The sequence below is a fragment of the Imperialibacter sp. genome, assembly GCF_040222815.1.
GTDB lineage: Bacteria > Bacteroidota > Bacteroidia > Cytophagales > Cyclobacteriaceae > Imperialibacter.
On record NZ_JAVKCH010000036.1, the window covers coordinates 141,576 to 156,038 of the forward strand.

Sequence of the window (14,463 nt, forward strand, 5' to 3'; positions counted from 1 at the left end):
GAAATGAAGCTGATCGACAAATACATACTCAAGAAATTTCTCGTCACATTCTTTTTTGTGATGGTGATGCTTGTGTCTGTCATCTGTGTAATCGATTTCACTGAGAAGAATGATAAGTTCATCAAAAATGGTTTGGAAGCTGCGATCATCTTCAAATATTACCTCACTGTTTTTCCTTTCTTCGCCAGCTTAATCACCCCCATCACTGTTTTCATTGCTACTGTATTCATCACAGCCAATATGGCCGCCCGAACAGAAATAATTGCCATTCTGGCCAGCGGTATTAGCTTCAAACGCATGCTTGTACCCTATGCTATAGGTGCTATTCTTATCGCTATACTCACATTTTTTTTTAACGGATACATCATTCCTAATGCCAATAAATTCAGGATTGGCTTCGAAGTGGCCTACGTGAAAAAGGCATTTTATTTTGTTGAGAGAGATATTCACATGAAGGTAGGAGATGACACCTACCTGTACCTGCAGAGTTATAATAACAGCTCGGACGTGGCCTACAAAGTAACGCTGGAGAAGATAGAGGGAGATCAGATGAAAGCCAAGCTGGTAGCTAACCGAATGGACTGGGACTCAACAACCCACAAGTGGAAGGTAATCAACTGGCAGCTACGGGAGATTGATGGTTTTGAAGAGAAAATAACAGCAGGAACTCAACTTGATACGGCATTGAGCCTGTCTCCGGCGGATTTTACCAACAACTATGGTCGCCAGGAGACCATGAACATGAATGAATTGGAAGAGCACATTCAATTGCAAACCGCCAGAGGAGCGGAGGATGTAGTGATTTACAAAATTGAGAAATATATCCGCTATATGCAGCCATTTGCCGTCATCATCCTCACGTTTATAGGAGTGATCGTTTCAGCAAGAAAGTCGAGAGGAGGCACAGGCTATCTCATCGCTTTGGGCTTTGCGCTGGCCTTTCTTTACATCATTTTTTATACTTTTTCACGGGCAGTGGCCGAGGCTGGATCGATGGATCCTATTCTTGCAGTGTGGCTGCCTAACATTGTGTTTGGTACTATTGGAGGGCTCATGTACTTCACGCTTCCCCGATGACGAGTCAGTATACCAAAGACTATCTCCAGCTCCATTTCATTGTTTTCTTATGGGGTTTCACAGCCATACTGGGAATGCTTGTAAGCATGCCGTCGGTGGAGCTGGTTTTTTACCGCACATTCATTTCAGCCATCGCACTGGGCGTCATGCTGTTAGTCGGAAAGAAAAGCTTTGCGATAGGCACTAAGGACATTGTTAAAACGCTTGGTACAGGCATTATCATTGGCGTACACTGGATTCTCTTCTTTGCCGCAGCACGGCTTTCCAATATTTCCGTTTGCCTGGCCGGAATAGCTACTATTTCGTTGTGGACTAGTCTTTTGGAACCCCTTATGACCAAAAAGCGGGTAAAGGGCTTTGAGGTTGTGCTTGGCATGATGGCTATAGTCGGCATCGTTATTATTTTCAATGTGGAGTTCAAGTATGCCTGGGGGCTTTTCGTTGCCATTGTCTCTGCATTTTTAGCTGCTGTATTTACTGTCATCAACTCTCAGTTTACACAGCGGCACTACCATTTCACGGTCACGTTTTATGAAATGATTGGCGCCTCACTGAGCATCATTCTGTTCTTCCCGATCTATGGGGCTTACTTTTCCGATGGAGTTCAACTTGGGCTGCAAGGATATGACTTGCTCTGGCTGATTATTTTGGCGCTCGCCTGCACTGTGTATGCCTATTCCGAGTCGGTGAAGCTGATGAAGAGGATTCCGGCCTTTGCAGTCAACCTGGCCGTCAATCTGGAGCCTATTTACGGTATCGTACTGGCGTTGCTGATCTTCGGAGAGCAAGAGAAAATGAAACCGGGATTTTATCTGGGGACACTTGTTATTTTATCGTCTGTGCTGGTCTACCCATGGATCAATAGGTACTACAAGAGAAAAGCACTGGAGACCGATGTGTTGCGGTGATTAGAGCATAGTGGTCCAGCTACTCATTTCACCTGCCAGACTTGCTTTCGGTTTGTCTTCGAAAATTCCATACATCGTTGAACCGGAGCCTGTCATGCTGGCATAAACGGCCCCTTTGGCATAAAGCTTTTCTTTTACTTCCTTCAGAGCAGGGTGGTTGGAAAATACAGATTGCTCAAAGTCATTTACCAACTGGCCTTTCCATTTTTCAATGGGCTGGGAAAGGATATCAGTGATGCCTTGTTGCCTGTCATTAGGCTTTACTCCCGCATAGGCTTCTTTTGTTCCGATGTGAATACCGGGAAATACTAGGAGTAAATGGTATCCATTTAGGTCAGTAGGGAAGGGCGTTAGCTCAGTTCCCCGACCAAGCGCCATGGCCGGCTGGTTTTTCACAAAAAAAGGACAATCACTACCAAGCTGAGCTGCGTAGTCTTCCAGCTGAGCATTGCTCAACCCCAGCGCAAATTTTTTATTGAGCATCACCAGCATAAAAGCGCCGTCGGCAGAGCCGCCGCCGAGCCCAGCGCCCATAGGGATGGCTTTGTGGAGGTGGATGCTTAAGGGTGGCAGCGCAAAATCCCTTTGAAGTAACTGATAGGCTTTCAGGCAAAGATTGTCGTCACTATTGCCGGGGATGGGCAAACCCGATGATGTAAATGACAACGATTTAGCTTCCACTATTTCTAACACATCCTGTAGCGGAATAGGCAGAAAGAGACTAGAAATGTCGTGATACCCATCCGTTCTTTTACGAAGGATTTGAAGTCCCAGATTGATTTTAGCGTTGGGGAAGGTGATCACTGAGGGCTTTGGTTGTAGTCCGAAATTCTTTGCAAGGCGTGTTGATCAGGCAATGATAACCAACTGACAGGTAGTTAAACGGAGATGCCTGCTTTCGCAGGCACGACGATCCGTATACGCAAAGTTATTTCAATTACTTATTGAACATTTCAATCACCTCTTCAGAGATACCTGTGCTGGAGTATCCACCATCATGGTACAAGTTCTGCATCGTTACCATGCGGGTAAGGTCTGAGAAAAGCGAAATGCAGTAATCGGCACAAGCGCCGGCAGGTGCGTTACCCAATGGAGACTGCTTGTCGGCAAAGTCATAAAAGCTCTGAAATCCATCGATACCTGATCCTGCTGTGGTTTTTGTAGGCGATTGAGAGATCGTATTCACCCTCACGTTCTTCGCTTTTCCCAGTCTGTATCCGTAGCCTCTGGCAATGGATTCCAGCACAGCTTTGGCGTCGGCCATGTCGGTGTAAAAAGGATAGGTGCGTTGTGCAGCGATGTAGGACAAGCCAACGATGGAAGCCCATTCGTTGAGTGCGTCCTGCTTTTCGGCTACATGCATCATTTTATGAAAGGAAAGAGCAGAAATATCAATGGATTTCTGGTACCAGTCGTAGTTCAGCTCACCGTACGACTTCCCTTTGCGGATGTTAGGTGACATGCCGATAGAGTGCAGCACAAAGTCGATTTTCCCACCCAATATTTCGGTCGACTTACTGAAGAGGTTTTCCAATTCTTCCACAGAGGTAGCATCAGCAGGAATGATTTCGGCATTACAGGCCTTGGCCAGGTCGTTTATTTTGCCCATTCTCATGGCAATAGGTGCGTTTGTTAGTGTGAAAGTTGCACCTTCGGCGTGGGCTTTTTCAGCTACATGCCAGGCAATGGAGTTTTCATCCAATGCGCCAGAAATGATTCCTCTTTTTCCTTTTAATAGATTATAAGCCATAGTTCTTGTTTTAAGCGAATGTAATATGGGCAAAAATAGAAAAATTTAACTCAATCCTGTTGAAGTAACTCCCGTGCATTCTGCAGCGCAGATGCAGTAGGGGAGGCACCGGCAATCATCTTGGCAATTTCATTCACCCTCTCTTCCTCTGCGAGCAGTTTTACTTTACTCACGGCCTTATCGCTGCTGTTGTCTTTGTAAACAAAATAGTGTGCATCGCCTTTGGCAGCAAACTGAGGCAGGTGACTAATTGATATCACCTGGTGCTTCGTCGCCATGGTTTTCATCATACCTACCATTTTATTTGCGATCTCACCAGAAATACCCGTGTCAATCTCGTCGAAGATGATGGTAGGCAAAGCAGTTTTGTCTGTGAGGATGTATTTGATAGCAAACATGAGCCGTGAAAATTCACCACCAGAGGCTACGTCTTTGAGTTCCCTTGGAGTAATGCCCTTGTTGGCGCTGAAAAGGAAGCCAATTTCATCAACACCCGACTCTGTTGGGGGCACCAGCTTGTGGCTGACCTCGAAAGATCCCAAAGGCATGCCGAGCTCTCTTACGATCTCCACTACTGCCTTCGAGAAACTGGCGAAAGCAGACTTTCTATGCTCACTCAACTTAGCAGCCGCCAATGTCAATTCCTTTTCAGCTTCATCAAGCTCGTTTCTGGCATCGGTTAGGGTGTCGTCCATGTTTTGGACAAGTCTCACCTTTGCTTCAAGGTTTTGCTGAATAACGAGCAGCTCTTCAATAGAGGCCGCTCTGTGCTTCTGCTGCAGCTGATTGATCAAATCAACCCGCTCTTTTGTCAATTGGATTTTCTCAGGATCGTATTCAATCTGATCATCTTCTTTTTTTATTTCCTCGCCAATGTCCTGTAGCTCAATCACGGCGCTTTCCAGCCGCTCTCTGAGGGTATTGATTTTTCCTGAGAACTTACCAGCAGCAGAGAGGGCATGCGTTACCTGCGCCAGTTGGCTTTCAATAGAAAACTCTGCTTCGCTGAGTAGCTGCAGGCTTTCGTTGAGCCTCAGCTTGATTTCTTCGGCATGCTCCAGCGTGGCAAGCTCATCCTCCAATTGTTGCTGCTCGTCTGCCTTCAAAGCTGCTTTTTCGAGCTCTGTGTAAAGAAACAGGTTGTATTCCGCCTCCTTTTGCAGCTCAGCACTTTCGGTCACCAATTGCTCGTAAGCTTTCTTTTTCTTTCTGAAGTTTTTGAAAAAGCCGGTATAGCCATCTATCAACGACTGACTGCCAGCATAGGCATCGATCACACCCAGCTGAAACTTATTAGAAGCCAGCAGCAATGTGTCGTGCTGTGAATGGATATCCATTAAATGATCTCCCAGCGACTTGAGTACGTCAAGGGTAACGGGCGTATCGTTCACAAAAGCCCTCGATTTACCAGATGGGCTGATTTCCCTTCGGATCAGCGTTACTGCCTCGTAGTCAAGTTCATTTTCCTCAAAAAGTGGGGCCAATCTATAGGCAGAAACATCAAAAGAACCTTCCACTACACACTTTTCATTTTCGTTGTAGAGCGACTTGGTGTCGGCCCTGTTGCCAAGCAGCAAGCCAACGGCTCCCAGCATGATGGACTTACCTGCGCCGGTTTCACCTGTTATCATGTTCAGCCTGGGCGATGGTGTCATCTCCAGGTGTTCAATGAGTGCATAGTTTTTAATGAGCAGGTGTTTTAGCATGGTTGCCGGTTACTCCCTATTGTCTTTGCATTAAGGAAGCCAAAAATATAAGTTTAAATGTTTTGAAAGCCGAGTTCGGTGGAGAATTCTTTAAAAGAATCCCTCACTTCCAACGCTCAATTCTTGAGGATTGCCTGAAGTTTATCGTTTTCTCCCGGGTCGAGTTTGGTCAGGATATCGTAAGCCTGCTGGCGAACCGATCTATCTCCCTGTGAGTAAATATTTACCAGCTCATCGAGTTTGGCATCCATAAAGGCGATGGGGTAAATACTGTTAGGCCTTACGGCTTTTACTTGTTGGATTTTTTTTAGTGTCTCGAGCATCGCCACCCGGGACTCGTTTGGCTTTTCCTGAAATAGGTCGAGGCCCTTCAAGTGGTAGTCGTATGCTGCTTCACGTAGGGGGATCATGGCAGCGTTCATCAGGTTTTCTGTGAGCCAGTAGCGGTTTCGGTTGTTCCCAAACTGATCCCAGCCAACGGCTCCCGACTGCTGGGCATTGTTAACAACAAGAAACGCCTTTTCGAAATAAGGCGTGCCTCCCATTTTTGAGTACGTGTCGTAGTCCATACCCAGGATAATGTAGGCATAGTAGGCCAGCATCGATGTGATATTGCTGGTAAAGGCGTTCTCGTTGAACTGCAGGGGCTGCGACTCCGTGTAGTCAAACTGCCAGTCCCGGTCGGCGAAGTTGAAAACAAGCGATTCATACCCCGAATTATACACGGGCCGGGCCGACAGCACCTGAACAGCTGCCTTGAAGTTGCCAACGGAGGGCATTTCCTCCATGTTAATGATGATGTTGCAGTTTATCCGCTCTTCTTGCTTGTAAACGTCGTTCGTCCATTTGCGGCTGTTGAAAAACTGCGTAAACGCCTGCTCCATGTCAGAAAAGATTCGGCGCTCCGTGGTTTGCACCTGTTGTGCGTTCACTGTCACTTTGCAATTGAGCTCCTGGGCATTGGCAGTCAATGTCGCACACAAGGCGAATGCCATTGTCAGGCTATAAGCCCATTTTCTCGCACACCATGTCGACAATATCATTGGCCACTTCGTGTTTAGATTTAAGGTCAAACGTGCTGCTTCCATCATGGTCTAAGATAGTAATCTTATTTGTATCGTGGGCAAATCCCGCTCCCTGGTCTTTCAACGAATTAAGAACGATGAGATTGAAGTTTTTCTTGTTCAGCTTTTCCTTTGCATGAGCTATTTCATTGGTAGTTTCCAAAGCAAAGCCGACAGTAAATTGCTTTTTCTTCTTTTTGCCGAGTGTGGCTGCAATGTCGGGGTTTTTCACCAGGTGCAAAGTGAGCGTGTCGTCGCTCTTCTTAATTTTTTCCTGTGCGGGTGTGTCGGGGCGGTAGTCAGCCACTGCGGCAGCAAAAACGGCGATATCAACATCGTTAAACAGCACCTCGCAAGCTGTCAGCATTTCTTCAGCCGAACGAACTTTGGTGACGTTAATGGCAGCATGGGAGGCGGAAAGTGACGAAGGACCACTCACTACTTCCACTGTCGCTCCCTGGCTGGCAAACTGCTCTGCCAACGCAAAGCCCATTTTGCCAGTAGAATGATTGCCTATAAAACGAACCGGATCGATTGCTTCGTGTGTTGGGCCTGCAGTGATGAGCACTTTTTTTCCTGCCAGGCGCTGTGTTTTGCTGAAGTGCTTCTCCAGATGCTGCACTATGTGTTCAGGCTCTGCCATCCGGCCTACACCGCTCAGGCCACTGGCGAGCTCTCCATCTTCGGCATCGATGAGCTTATTACCGTAGGACAGAAGCGAGTTGATATTGGCGGTGGTAGATGGATGCTTGTACATGTCGAGATCCATGGCAGGGGCAAAAAACACAGGGCAGCGGGCAGAAAGGTAAGTGGCTAGCAGCAGGTTATCGCAAATGCCATTGGCCATTTTCGCTAGCGTGTTGGCACTTGCCGGGGCTATTACCATGACGTCAGCCCAAAGACCAAGCTCTACATGATTGTTCCAGGTACCGTCGGCGGAGTGAAAGAAGTCGGAATAAACTGCTTTCTTAGAAAGTGTGGAAAGCGCAAGCGGGGTGATGAAGTTTTTGGCGTCGGCAGTGAGAAGTACTTGCACCTCTGCGCCTTGTTTAACGAGTAAACGGGTAAGAAGAGCCGATTTATAAGCGGCAATGCTGCCACAAACACCCAGAAGGATTTTTTTACCTTGAAGCATGTTAATGTAATTGAAAAACTATGAAGCGGCCAAATTCATAACCAAAGGTCACTTTCAGCCGCTTCATCTTCAAATTAACGCTTTTCAGGCTATTCGAAACGAATTTGGTTGAAGGAAAAGCTAATTAAGCTGTTTCCTCTTCTTCGTTTCTTCTGAAATAAAGCTTTCCTTCCAGAAACTCATCTGTTGCCACGATGGTAGGCTTAGGCATCTTCTCATAGAACTTAGAGATTTCGATCTGCTCTCTGTTCTCGAAAATTTCCTCCAGGTTGTCTACGGTAGAAGCGAATTCAGCCAGCTTATTGCTAAGCTCCTCTTTCATTTCTGCAGAAAGCTGTCTGGCTCTCTTACCAACTATTACTACAGACTCATAAATGTTGCCTGTGGGTTTAGCTAGTTGCGCATTATCACGGGTGATAATAGATGCCTGCGAATTTGTTTTGTTAACTGCCATATCTTAGTTACTTGAAATACTTGCTAATTCACGTACCTGCTCCAGGCTGATCGTGTACATATCCTGGGCCTGCCGTACAAATTTACCTTCTGGAAATTTGTCTATAAACTTCTGGTAATAAACAATTGCTTCTCTGTATCGTTCCTCCTGCTTGCTCGGAATACTCTGCTGAGCATATTCGAACTGACATTTAATGCGAAGGAATGATCCCTCTTCATTAAACTCAGAATCGGGAAAATCTACTTCAAAGTTATTGAATGCCACAACCGCCGATTTGTACCTCCTGAGTTGGTAGTACAGACGGGCATTGTCAAAAGATTTCTTCTCTAATTTTAGCTGAAGATCGTCAATGATCTGCTGCGATTTGTCTTTGTATTCACTGTACGGGTACTTATTTATAAAGGTTTGCATAGATGCAATGGCCTCATAGGTGCTGCTTTGGTCGAGGTCAGTTACTGGGGACTCAAGATACAGCGAATAGGCATTCATATATTGCGCTTCCATGGCATGCTCACTTCTGGCGTAGGTAGTGGCAAATGTTTTGAAGTAGTGGGAGCTTAATATGTATTGCTTCTGATAATAGTAAGAATAAGCATAGTAGTACTCCGCCAGCTCAGCTTCTTTGGTTCCTTTAATGATAGGGATGATGTCTTCAAAAAGCACGTTGGCTTTGTAGTACTCTTCCTCCTCATAATATTTCATTGCCGCATCATACTTCCTTTTCCAGTCAGTGCTCTTCTGGATTTTTCGAAATTCGCTGCAAGAAACTGTGATGAAACCTATCGAAAGGTATAAAAGCGTTACTAAAAGCCGGGTTTTGAACATAAGCTCGCAAAATTAAGTGATGGTCAGCTAATTACCAATCTATTGTTGGCTGTTTTCTTTCTTTTTGACACCAGATGTGCCGTTAGGGTTGGGTTTTTTTGTCGGAACGGCGGTTTTAGATGGTAGGGTACCGCTTGCGTTGTTTGGCGAACCTCCCGCCGCACCTTTCGCTGAACTTGAAGTTGTGCTCACACCGCCTTTTCGGACAGGTTTTGTAGGAGAAGGTTTCTTGATGGCATTGCCCAGGCTGTCGGTTGTGATTTCTTCCGGCGGAACAGGGCTGAGTACCTGTAGAAGAGTAGGCCGTTCACTGGCCCGCCAGGCAAACCCATCCAGCTTTGTGAGCTCGGGCGTAATTTCGTGTGGCGGGTAGAATGTGGCCTCCGGTTTCATGTAGAACGAAATATTATTTAGGTCATTTCCCTTGAATCGCATGGTGATATTGCTGCATAGTATCCGGTTCATGCCCATCAGCAGGCTGTCGCCGTCGCTTAACACATAGTAAATGCTCTCACCGTTGCCATTTACGTCCACTCTCTTGATGGAATTATCAGCAAAGTAAGCCCTCATGTTTCGTCCCTTGACTTGATTAAACTGTTTGAGTGTATCCTGCGAAACGATGAATGCGTCTTTCTGCATGTACATCTCGTCGATCACGTTGTTTTTTAAATACAAACTGATCGTGTCAGATTCTATCTGATTCTTGAAGTTCCACAGCACCGGATCGAAATAGTAGGTGATAACAGAATCAGCTATAAAGTAGGCCAATGAATCCGCTTTTCCCTGCAAATTGGATCTGAACATCCGTACATGGTTGTAAGCCAGTATTCGCTTCAGCGAGTCTACATTATCTTCTATTGAGATCAGGGTGTCGGCAGCCAGGTAGAAGGTATCCGCCTGCATCATTTTTTTCATGACTGGGTTGCCAAACACCTTGGATAAACCTTTGTTTCTCCAGTAAACTCCCTTTTCGCCAGTGATGATGACATCATTGTTTTTTGCTGTCATTTTCACATGACCAGTAGCGGTGTAGTATTTATTGATGTCGTCAAAAAACAGCTCGTCTCCCTCCAGAATATAGTCTCTGGTGTCTATTTGTCCTTTGATAAATGAAGACTGCTCGGGAACGGTTTTGAACTCACCACCTTTCGAATACAGCATGGTGCTGTCAGAGGTGATGATCTCCGTTCGCCCGTCGGTGATGGCAATTTTGGTAATGGTATTGTACCGCAGTGTGTCGGAATGTAATGTGTATTCAGGGCTTAACAGCTCGACCTTGCCGTAGAAAGTGGCCCGGTCTTCAAAACCGTAGAAATAGCCCCGGCGGCTTGAAAGTGTGTTATTCAAATCCACCAGCTTACCATTGTTAAAGTAGTTGGCCACACGGGTGTCTAGTTCGTAGTCCAGAAAGTCGGTGTAAAGCCTGTTTTCGCCACTGGTGTACACCACATTTTCCCGCATCTGCGCCTTTCTGGTATTACCATCGTAAAAAAGCTTGTTGCCTGTAATAGTCACGGTATCGTTGTCAACAATTCTTACGTGCCCAAAAGCCTCCATGGAGTTGGTGGATTTTAGCATCACCGCCGAGTCGCAATAGATGATGGTGTTTTTCTGCGAGAAGGTCACTTTGTCCCACAGCTTTTCATAGGAGCCAGCTTTGTCTCTCACCACCATGCCATGCTCTGCCTTGTATTTGAGCTTCTCCTTGCGCTGCGCCTGGGCGGGAAGCGAGATGCCCAGCAGGAAGAAAAAGATGATGAGTATTTGAAAAGAGAATTGCCTCATTGTTTTTGTTAGTGCGTGGCAAAAATAGAGAAAGAACCTTTACTTGCGTAAAGTTCCTTTAGCTGCTTAAACGGCAAGGCAACCAAATGCGGTATGGATATCGAAAAAAAACTCCGTGAATTAAGAATTTTTATCCGGAAGTACGGCCTTTTTGATCCCGGCGAAACGATTTTGCTGGCGATAAGCGGGGGAGTCGATTCGGTGGTGATGGGTCGGCTAATGATGGAGCTTGGGCAATCTTTCGGTGTTGTGCACTGCAATTTTAAGTTGAGAGGCGAAGCTTCCGATGGCGACGAGGCCTTCGTGAAACAATTGGCCAACGAGTGGGGAGCACAATTTTTCTCCACCTCGTTTAATACCGCGGCTTTTGCAGAAGAAAACGGCTTCTCGATTCAAATGGCGGCCAGGGAGCTCAGATATAGCTATTTTTCCATCCTAAGTGAGCAACAAGGCAATGCAAAAATTGCCACGGCTCACCACGTTAACGATGCGCTGGAAACCATTTTGCTCAACCTCACACATGGGACAGGCTTTCGGGGGCTTTCTGGCATCACACCGGCCAGGGACCATTTTGTGAGGCCTATGCTGTTATTTACGGGCGAAGAAATAAGAGAAATAGCCGGTACACTGGCCCTGAAGTGGAGAGAGGATGCGTCGAATGCCAAAGATGACTACGAGCGAAACAAGCTGCGACACCATGTAGTGCCGGTGTTGGAAGAATTAAACCCTTCTCTGGGAGGTACCCTGAAGGACACGCTGGCCAGGCTTTGGGCAACTGACGTTGCCATTAAGGGTTCACTGGAAGTATGGCTGGCCAATTATGTAGTGGAAAAGGGCGACTACACCGAAGTAACACTGAAGGGAGCTGGAGAGCACTCCACGTTTTACGTCTATGAGTACCTGAAGGCTAAAACCTCGCTGGCCTACAAGTCTTTCAAGCAATTGGAAGCGAGTATTGAAGAAGGCACTTCCGGCAAACTTTTTTTCACTGATACCCATCAGATCAACCTGGACCGGGGCCGACTTATTATAAGCAGGGCAGGTGGGGATGAGGGTGATGAACCGATTCTTATTGAAGCAAATGACAAGGTGATAACATTTCAACTCGGAAAGCTTAGCTGTGAAAGGTTGGCTATGCCTGTAGCTATTGACAAATCACAGAACCTAGCTTTGTTAGACGCTGACTGCCTGCAGTTTCCCCTGGAACTTCGGCGCTGGAGAGAAGGAGACAGCTTTGTGCCACTGGGCATGAGCGGCCAAAAAAAGATCAGCGATTTTATGATTGATGCCAAAATTCCAGTAAACTTGAAAAGCAGGGTATATGTCCTGTTGTCGGGCGGCGAAGTGGTCTGGGTGGTTGGCAAAAGGATTGATGACCGATGTAAGATTACTTCTTCCACAAGCAGGGTGTACAAACTAAGTGTATGTTAAAGAGCATATTGAATCCATTCAGAAGGTCTTATAACTCAGAGGAACTCAACCTTTTTGGCTTTTTGCAAAAAGTAAGGCTGTTCGAGCGCCTGAGCTATGAGGAGATGGCGTTGTTTGTCCCTTATCTGTATCTCAGGCAGTATAAAAATGAGGAAGCTGTTTTTTTTAGAGGTGACCCCAGTCATGCGCTTTACATCATTAAGAGTGGGGAGATAGCGTTGAACATCGACGTGAAGGATAAATTTGAGGAGTTGTCACGGATCTATCCAGGCGATGCGTTTGGGGACAACACTGTGATTGAAAGTGCCACCCGAATATTTACCTCCGTTGTGGTGAGCGACAACGCCGAGCTTTATGTGATTCCGCAAGTAAACTTATTGCAGATCATGAATGATAACACGGTGATCAGGGCTAAGGTGATGACCTCGTTTGCTGAGATTTACAACGCCTATTCAGCCAACCTTGTGAAGTCGTACCGAAATCACTTCGGCTTTTTTGACCTGAGTTTGGCTTACAAAAGACGCTAAATATTTGCCGCACATATTTGTTAGCAACCGGGCAGGCCAATTAGTCAAAAGCTTGTTCGAATAATAGCTTGTATTTTATAGCTTTGTCCCGATTATTAAATGGTTCAACTCCTAAAAAAATAGACATATGAAAATTACCGTTGTTGGCGCTGGAAACGTGGGGGCCAGTGTAGCTGAATACGCAGCCATGAAAGAACTGGCTGACGAAATTGTGATCCTCGATATCAAAGAAGGCTTTGCGGAAGGCAAGGCAATGGACCTCAACCAATGTGCAACCCTCAATGGATTCAACTCGAGAATCATTGGTACTACTGGCGACTATAGCAAAACAGCCGGATCGAAAGTGGTAGTAATCACGTCAGGCATCCCAAGAAAGCCAGGCATGACCCGTGAAGAGTTGATCGGCACCAATGCTGGTATCGTCAAGTCAGTAACTGAAAATGTGCTCAAGCACTCTCCGGAGGCTATCATTGTGGTGATCAGCAACCCTATGGACACGATGACCTATCTCGCTGTTAAAACAAGCGGTATACCTAAGAATCGAATCATTGGCATGGGTGGCACCCTTGACAGCGCCCGTTTCCGCTACAGGTTGGCTGAAGCGCTTAACTGCAATGCCAATGACGTGCAGGGTGTTGTAGTTGGTGGGCATGGCGATACAACCATGATTCCTTTGACTCGTCTGGCTACTTATAATTCAACACCTGTATCCAACTACCTTTCAGCAGAGAAGCTTGAAGAAGTGTCGAAAGCTACGATGGTTGGTGGTGCTACACTTACCGGCCTGTTGGGTACTTCAGCATGGTACGCTCCGGGAGCATCAGGGGCAGCCGTGATTGAGGCCATTGTGCGTGACCAGAAAAAATTAATGAGCGCTTCGGTGTATCTCGAAGGCGAATATGGTCAAAAAGACATCTGCGTAGGTGTGCCTGTGATCATTGGCAAAAACGGATGGGAGAAAGTAGTTGACTTCAAGCTTAACGCTGAAGAAAAAGCCAAATTTGAGGCCAGCGCAGCAGCTGTTCGCAATATGAACGATGCTTTGGAGCTATAGTCCTTCAAATCACACATATAAAAAGGCACCGGAGAATTATCTCTGGTGCCTTTTTTATGACCAATCAGGTCTTCACTAATTTAAACCGCCTTCAGTGCACCTTCGTAATCTGGCTCCTGGCCAATTTCCGGCACAAGTTCGGTATATGCTACCCTGCCTGTTTCGTCTATCACTACTACAGCTCTGGCATCGAGGCCCTGGAACCTACCGTCGATAATTTCTACGCCATAGGCTTTGCCGAAAGCGTTGCCGTCTCTGAAGTTCGACAGCGTGATTACGTTATCCAGGCCCTCGGCGCCACAAAACCTTTTGGCTGCAAAAGGCAGGTCTTTGCTGATACACAAAACGACTGTATTGTCGAATGATGATGCTTCTTTGTTAAACGTTCTTATCGAGGTGGCACAGACCCTGGTATCCACACTTGGGAAAATGTTGAGGATCACTTTCTTTCCTTTGAAATCAGACAAAGATGCCTCCGACATATCTGCTTTTACCAATTTAAAATTTGGTGCTGAAGACCCTACTACAGGAAGTTCGCCAATAGTGGTGCATGGATTTCCACCCAATGTAATTCTAGCCATTTGAATAGTCTGTTAACGGTTTATGTGAACAACTAAATAATGAATGCTTTGTTAGAATACCGAGACGAAGCAGGAATAATTCCCCTTGCTAAGTAATAATCTATTGGGAGGTGAGGGTCAACAATGCAATCAGATCGATGGGATATGTACGCTTAATTTAGAACAG

14 protein-coding genes are annotated in these 14,463 nt (G+C 46.2%); 5 read left to right on the forward strand and 9 right to left on the reverse strand.

The genetic code is table 11. From position 1 onward, the window contains the following. Positions 1 to 3: 3 nt before the first annotated feature. The gene (locus RIF36_RS17830) at positions 4 to 1,077 is read left to right on the forward strand and encodes an LptF/LptG family permease (protein WP_350123076.1); all 1,074 of its coding nucleotides are present in this window, start codon (positions 4 to 6) and stop codon (positions 1,075 to 1,077) included. After that, positions 1,074 to 1,985, forward strand: a complete 912-nt coding sequence (locus tag RIF36_RS17835) for a DMT family transporter (RefSeq protein ID WP_350123073.1) — start codon at positions 1,074 to 1,076, stop codon at positions 1,983 to 1,985. Before RIF36_RS17830 ends, RIF36_RS17835 begins: the two co-directional genes overlap by 4 nt. Here RIF36_RS17835 and ispE read toward each other — a convergent pair whose 3' ends face one another. From ispE to RIF36_RS17875, 8 genes are all read right to left on the reverse strand, one after another. Continuing rightward, positions 1,986 to 2,789: a 4-(cytidine 5'-diphospho)-2-C-methyl-D-erythritol kinase gene (gene ispE, locus RIF36_RS17840; RefSeq protein ID WP_350123070.1), complete on the reverse strand. Its 804-nt coding sequence runs from the start codon at positions 2,787 to 2,789 to the stop codon at positions 1,986 to 1,988. Positions 2,790 to 2,922: 133 nt separating this feature from the next. Then, positions 2,923 to 3,735, reverse strand: coding sequence for an enoyl-ACP reductase FabI (locus RIF36_RS17845; protein WP_317487070.1), 813 nt, complete (start codon positions 3,733 to 3,735; stop codon positions 2,923 to 2,925). A 50-nt stretch (positions 3,736 to 3,785) separates the two neighbouring features. Further along, the gene (recN, locus tag RIF36_RS17850) at positions 3,786 to 5,441 is read right to left on the reverse strand and encodes a DNA repair protein RecN (RefSeq protein WP_350123067.1); all 1,656 of its coding nucleotides are present in this window, start codon (positions 5,439 to 5,441) and stop codon (positions 3,786 to 3,788) included. 116 nt (positions 5,442 to 5,557) lie between these two features. Continuing rightward, positions 5,558 to 6,484, reverse strand: a complete 927-nt coding sequence (gene porD / locus RIF36_RS17855) for a type IX secretion system protein PorD (RefSeq protein ID WP_350093963.1) — start codon at positions 6,482 to 6,484, stop codon at positions 5,558 to 5,560. Beyond that, positions 6,444 to 7,640: a bifunctional phosphopantothenoylcysteine decarboxylase/phosphopantothenate--cysteine ligase CoaBC gene (gene coaBC, locus RIF36_RS17860; protein ID WP_350123064.1), complete on the reverse strand. Its 1,197-nt coding sequence runs from the start codon at positions 7,638 to 7,640 to the stop codon at positions 6,444 to 6,446. Before coaBC ends, porD begins: the two co-directional genes overlap by 41 nt. A gap of 124 nt (positions 7,641 to 7,764) precedes the next feature. Then, positions 7,765 to 8,094: a DNA-directed RNA polymerase subunit omega gene (locus RIF36_RS17865; protein WP_151997485.1), complete on the reverse strand. Its 330-nt coding sequence runs from the start codon at positions 8,092 to 8,094 to the stop codon at positions 7,765 to 7,767. A 3-nt stretch (positions 8,095 to 8,097) separates the two neighbouring features. Beyond that, positions 8,098 to 8,919: an outer membrane protein assembly factor BamD gene (locus tag RIF36_RS17870; protein ID WP_350075379.1), complete on the reverse strand. Its 822-nt coding sequence runs from the start codon at positions 8,917 to 8,919 to the stop codon at positions 8,098 to 8,100. Positions 8,920 to 8,958: 39 nt separating this feature from the next. Further along, positions 8,959 to 10,704: an OstA-like protein gene (locus RIF36_RS17875; RefSeq protein ID WP_350123061.1), complete on the reverse strand. Its 1,746-nt coding sequence runs from the start codon at positions 10,702 to 10,704 to the stop codon at positions 8,959 to 8,961. Positions 10,705 to 10,797: 93 nt separating this feature from the next. Between RIF36_RS17875 and tilS the strand changes: the two genes are divergently transcribed. The 3 genes from tilS (at position 10,798) to mdh (ending at position 13,716) form a co-directional block, all read left to right on the forward strand. Next, entirely contained in the window at positions 10,798 to 12,135 is a 1,338-nt protein-coding gene (gene tilS / locus RIF36_RS17880) for a tRNA lysidine(34) synthetase TilS (protein ID WP_350123058.1), read from the forward strand. Continuing rightward, on the forward strand, positions 12,129 to 12,662 hold the full coding sequence (locus RIF36_RS17885) for a cyclic nucleotide-binding domain-containing protein (protein WP_350123055.1): 534 nt from the start codon (positions 12,129 to 12,131) through the stop codon (positions 12,660 to 12,662). The genes tilS and RIF36_RS17885 overlap by 7 nt, the downstream gene beginning before the upstream one ends. A gap of 127 nt (positions 12,663 to 12,789) precedes the next feature. Beyond that, positions 12,790 to 13,716, forward strand: a complete 927-nt coding sequence (gene mdh / locus RIF36_RS17890; RefSeq protein ID WP_350075372.1) for a malate dehydrogenase — start codon at positions 12,790 to 12,792, stop codon at positions 13,714 to 13,716. An 80-nt stretch (positions 13,717 to 13,796) separates the two neighbouring features. Here mdh and tpx read toward each other — a convergent pair whose 3' ends face one another. Continuing rightward, positions 13,797 to 14,297, reverse strand: a complete 501-nt coding sequence (gene tpx, locus RIF36_RS17895) for a thiol peroxidase (protein WP_350123053.1) — start codon at positions 14,295 to 14,297, stop codon at positions 13,797 to 13,799. Positions 14,298 to 14,463 lie beyond the last annotated feature (166 nt).

Bases quoted from the DNA above. Each gene is read 5' to 3' on its own strand.
- RIF36_RS17830 (WP_350123076.1), top strand. From the start codon at position 4: ATGAAGCTGATCGACAAATACATACTCAAGAAATTTCTCGTCACATTC.
- RIF36_RS17835 (WP_350123073.1), top strand. From the start codon at position 1,074: ATGACGAGTCAGTATACCAAAGACTATCTCCAGCTCCATTTCATTGTT.
- RIF36_RS17845 (WP_317487070.1), bottom strand. From the start codon at position 3,735: ATGGCTTATAATCTATTAAAAGGAAAAAGAGGAATCATTTCTGGCGCA.
- recN (WP_350123067.1), bottom strand. From the start codon at position 5,441: ATGCTAAAACACCTGCTCATTAAAAACTATGCACTCATTGAACACCTG.
- porD (WP_350093963.1), bottom strand. From the start codon at position 6,484: ATGATATTGTCGACATGGTGTGCGAGAAAATGGGCTTATAGCCTGACA.
- coaBC (WP_350123064.1), bottom strand. From the start codon at position 7,640: ATGCTTCAAGGTAAAAAAATCCTTCTGGGTGTTTGTGGCAGCATTGCC.
- RIF36_RS17865 (WP_151997485.1), bottom strand. From the start codon at position 8,094: ATGGCAGTTAACAAAACAAATTCGCAGGCATCTATTATCACCCGTGAT.
- RIF36_RS17870 (WP_350075379.1), bottom strand. From the start codon at position 8,919: ATGTTCAAAACCCGGCTTTTAGTAACGCTTTTATACCTTTCGATAGGT.
- RIF36_RS17875 (WP_350123061.1), bottom strand. From the start codon at position 10,704: ATGAGGCAATTCTCTTTTCAAATACTCATCATCTTTTTCTTCCTGCTG.
- tilS (WP_350123058.1), top strand. From the start codon at position 10,798: ATGGATATCGAAAAAAAACTCCGTGAATTAAGAATTTTTATCCGGAAG.
- RIF36_RS17885 (WP_350123055.1), top strand. From the start codon at position 12,129: ATGTTAAAGAGCATATTGAATCCATTCAGAAGGTCTTATAACTCAGAG.
- mdh (WP_350075372.1), top strand. From the start codon at position 12,790: ATGAAAATTACCGTTGTTGGCGCTGGAAACGTGGGGGCCAGTGTAGCT.
- tpx (WP_350123053.1), bottom strand. From the start codon at position 14,297: ATGGCTAGAATTACATTGGGTGGAAATCCATGCACCACTATTGGCGAA.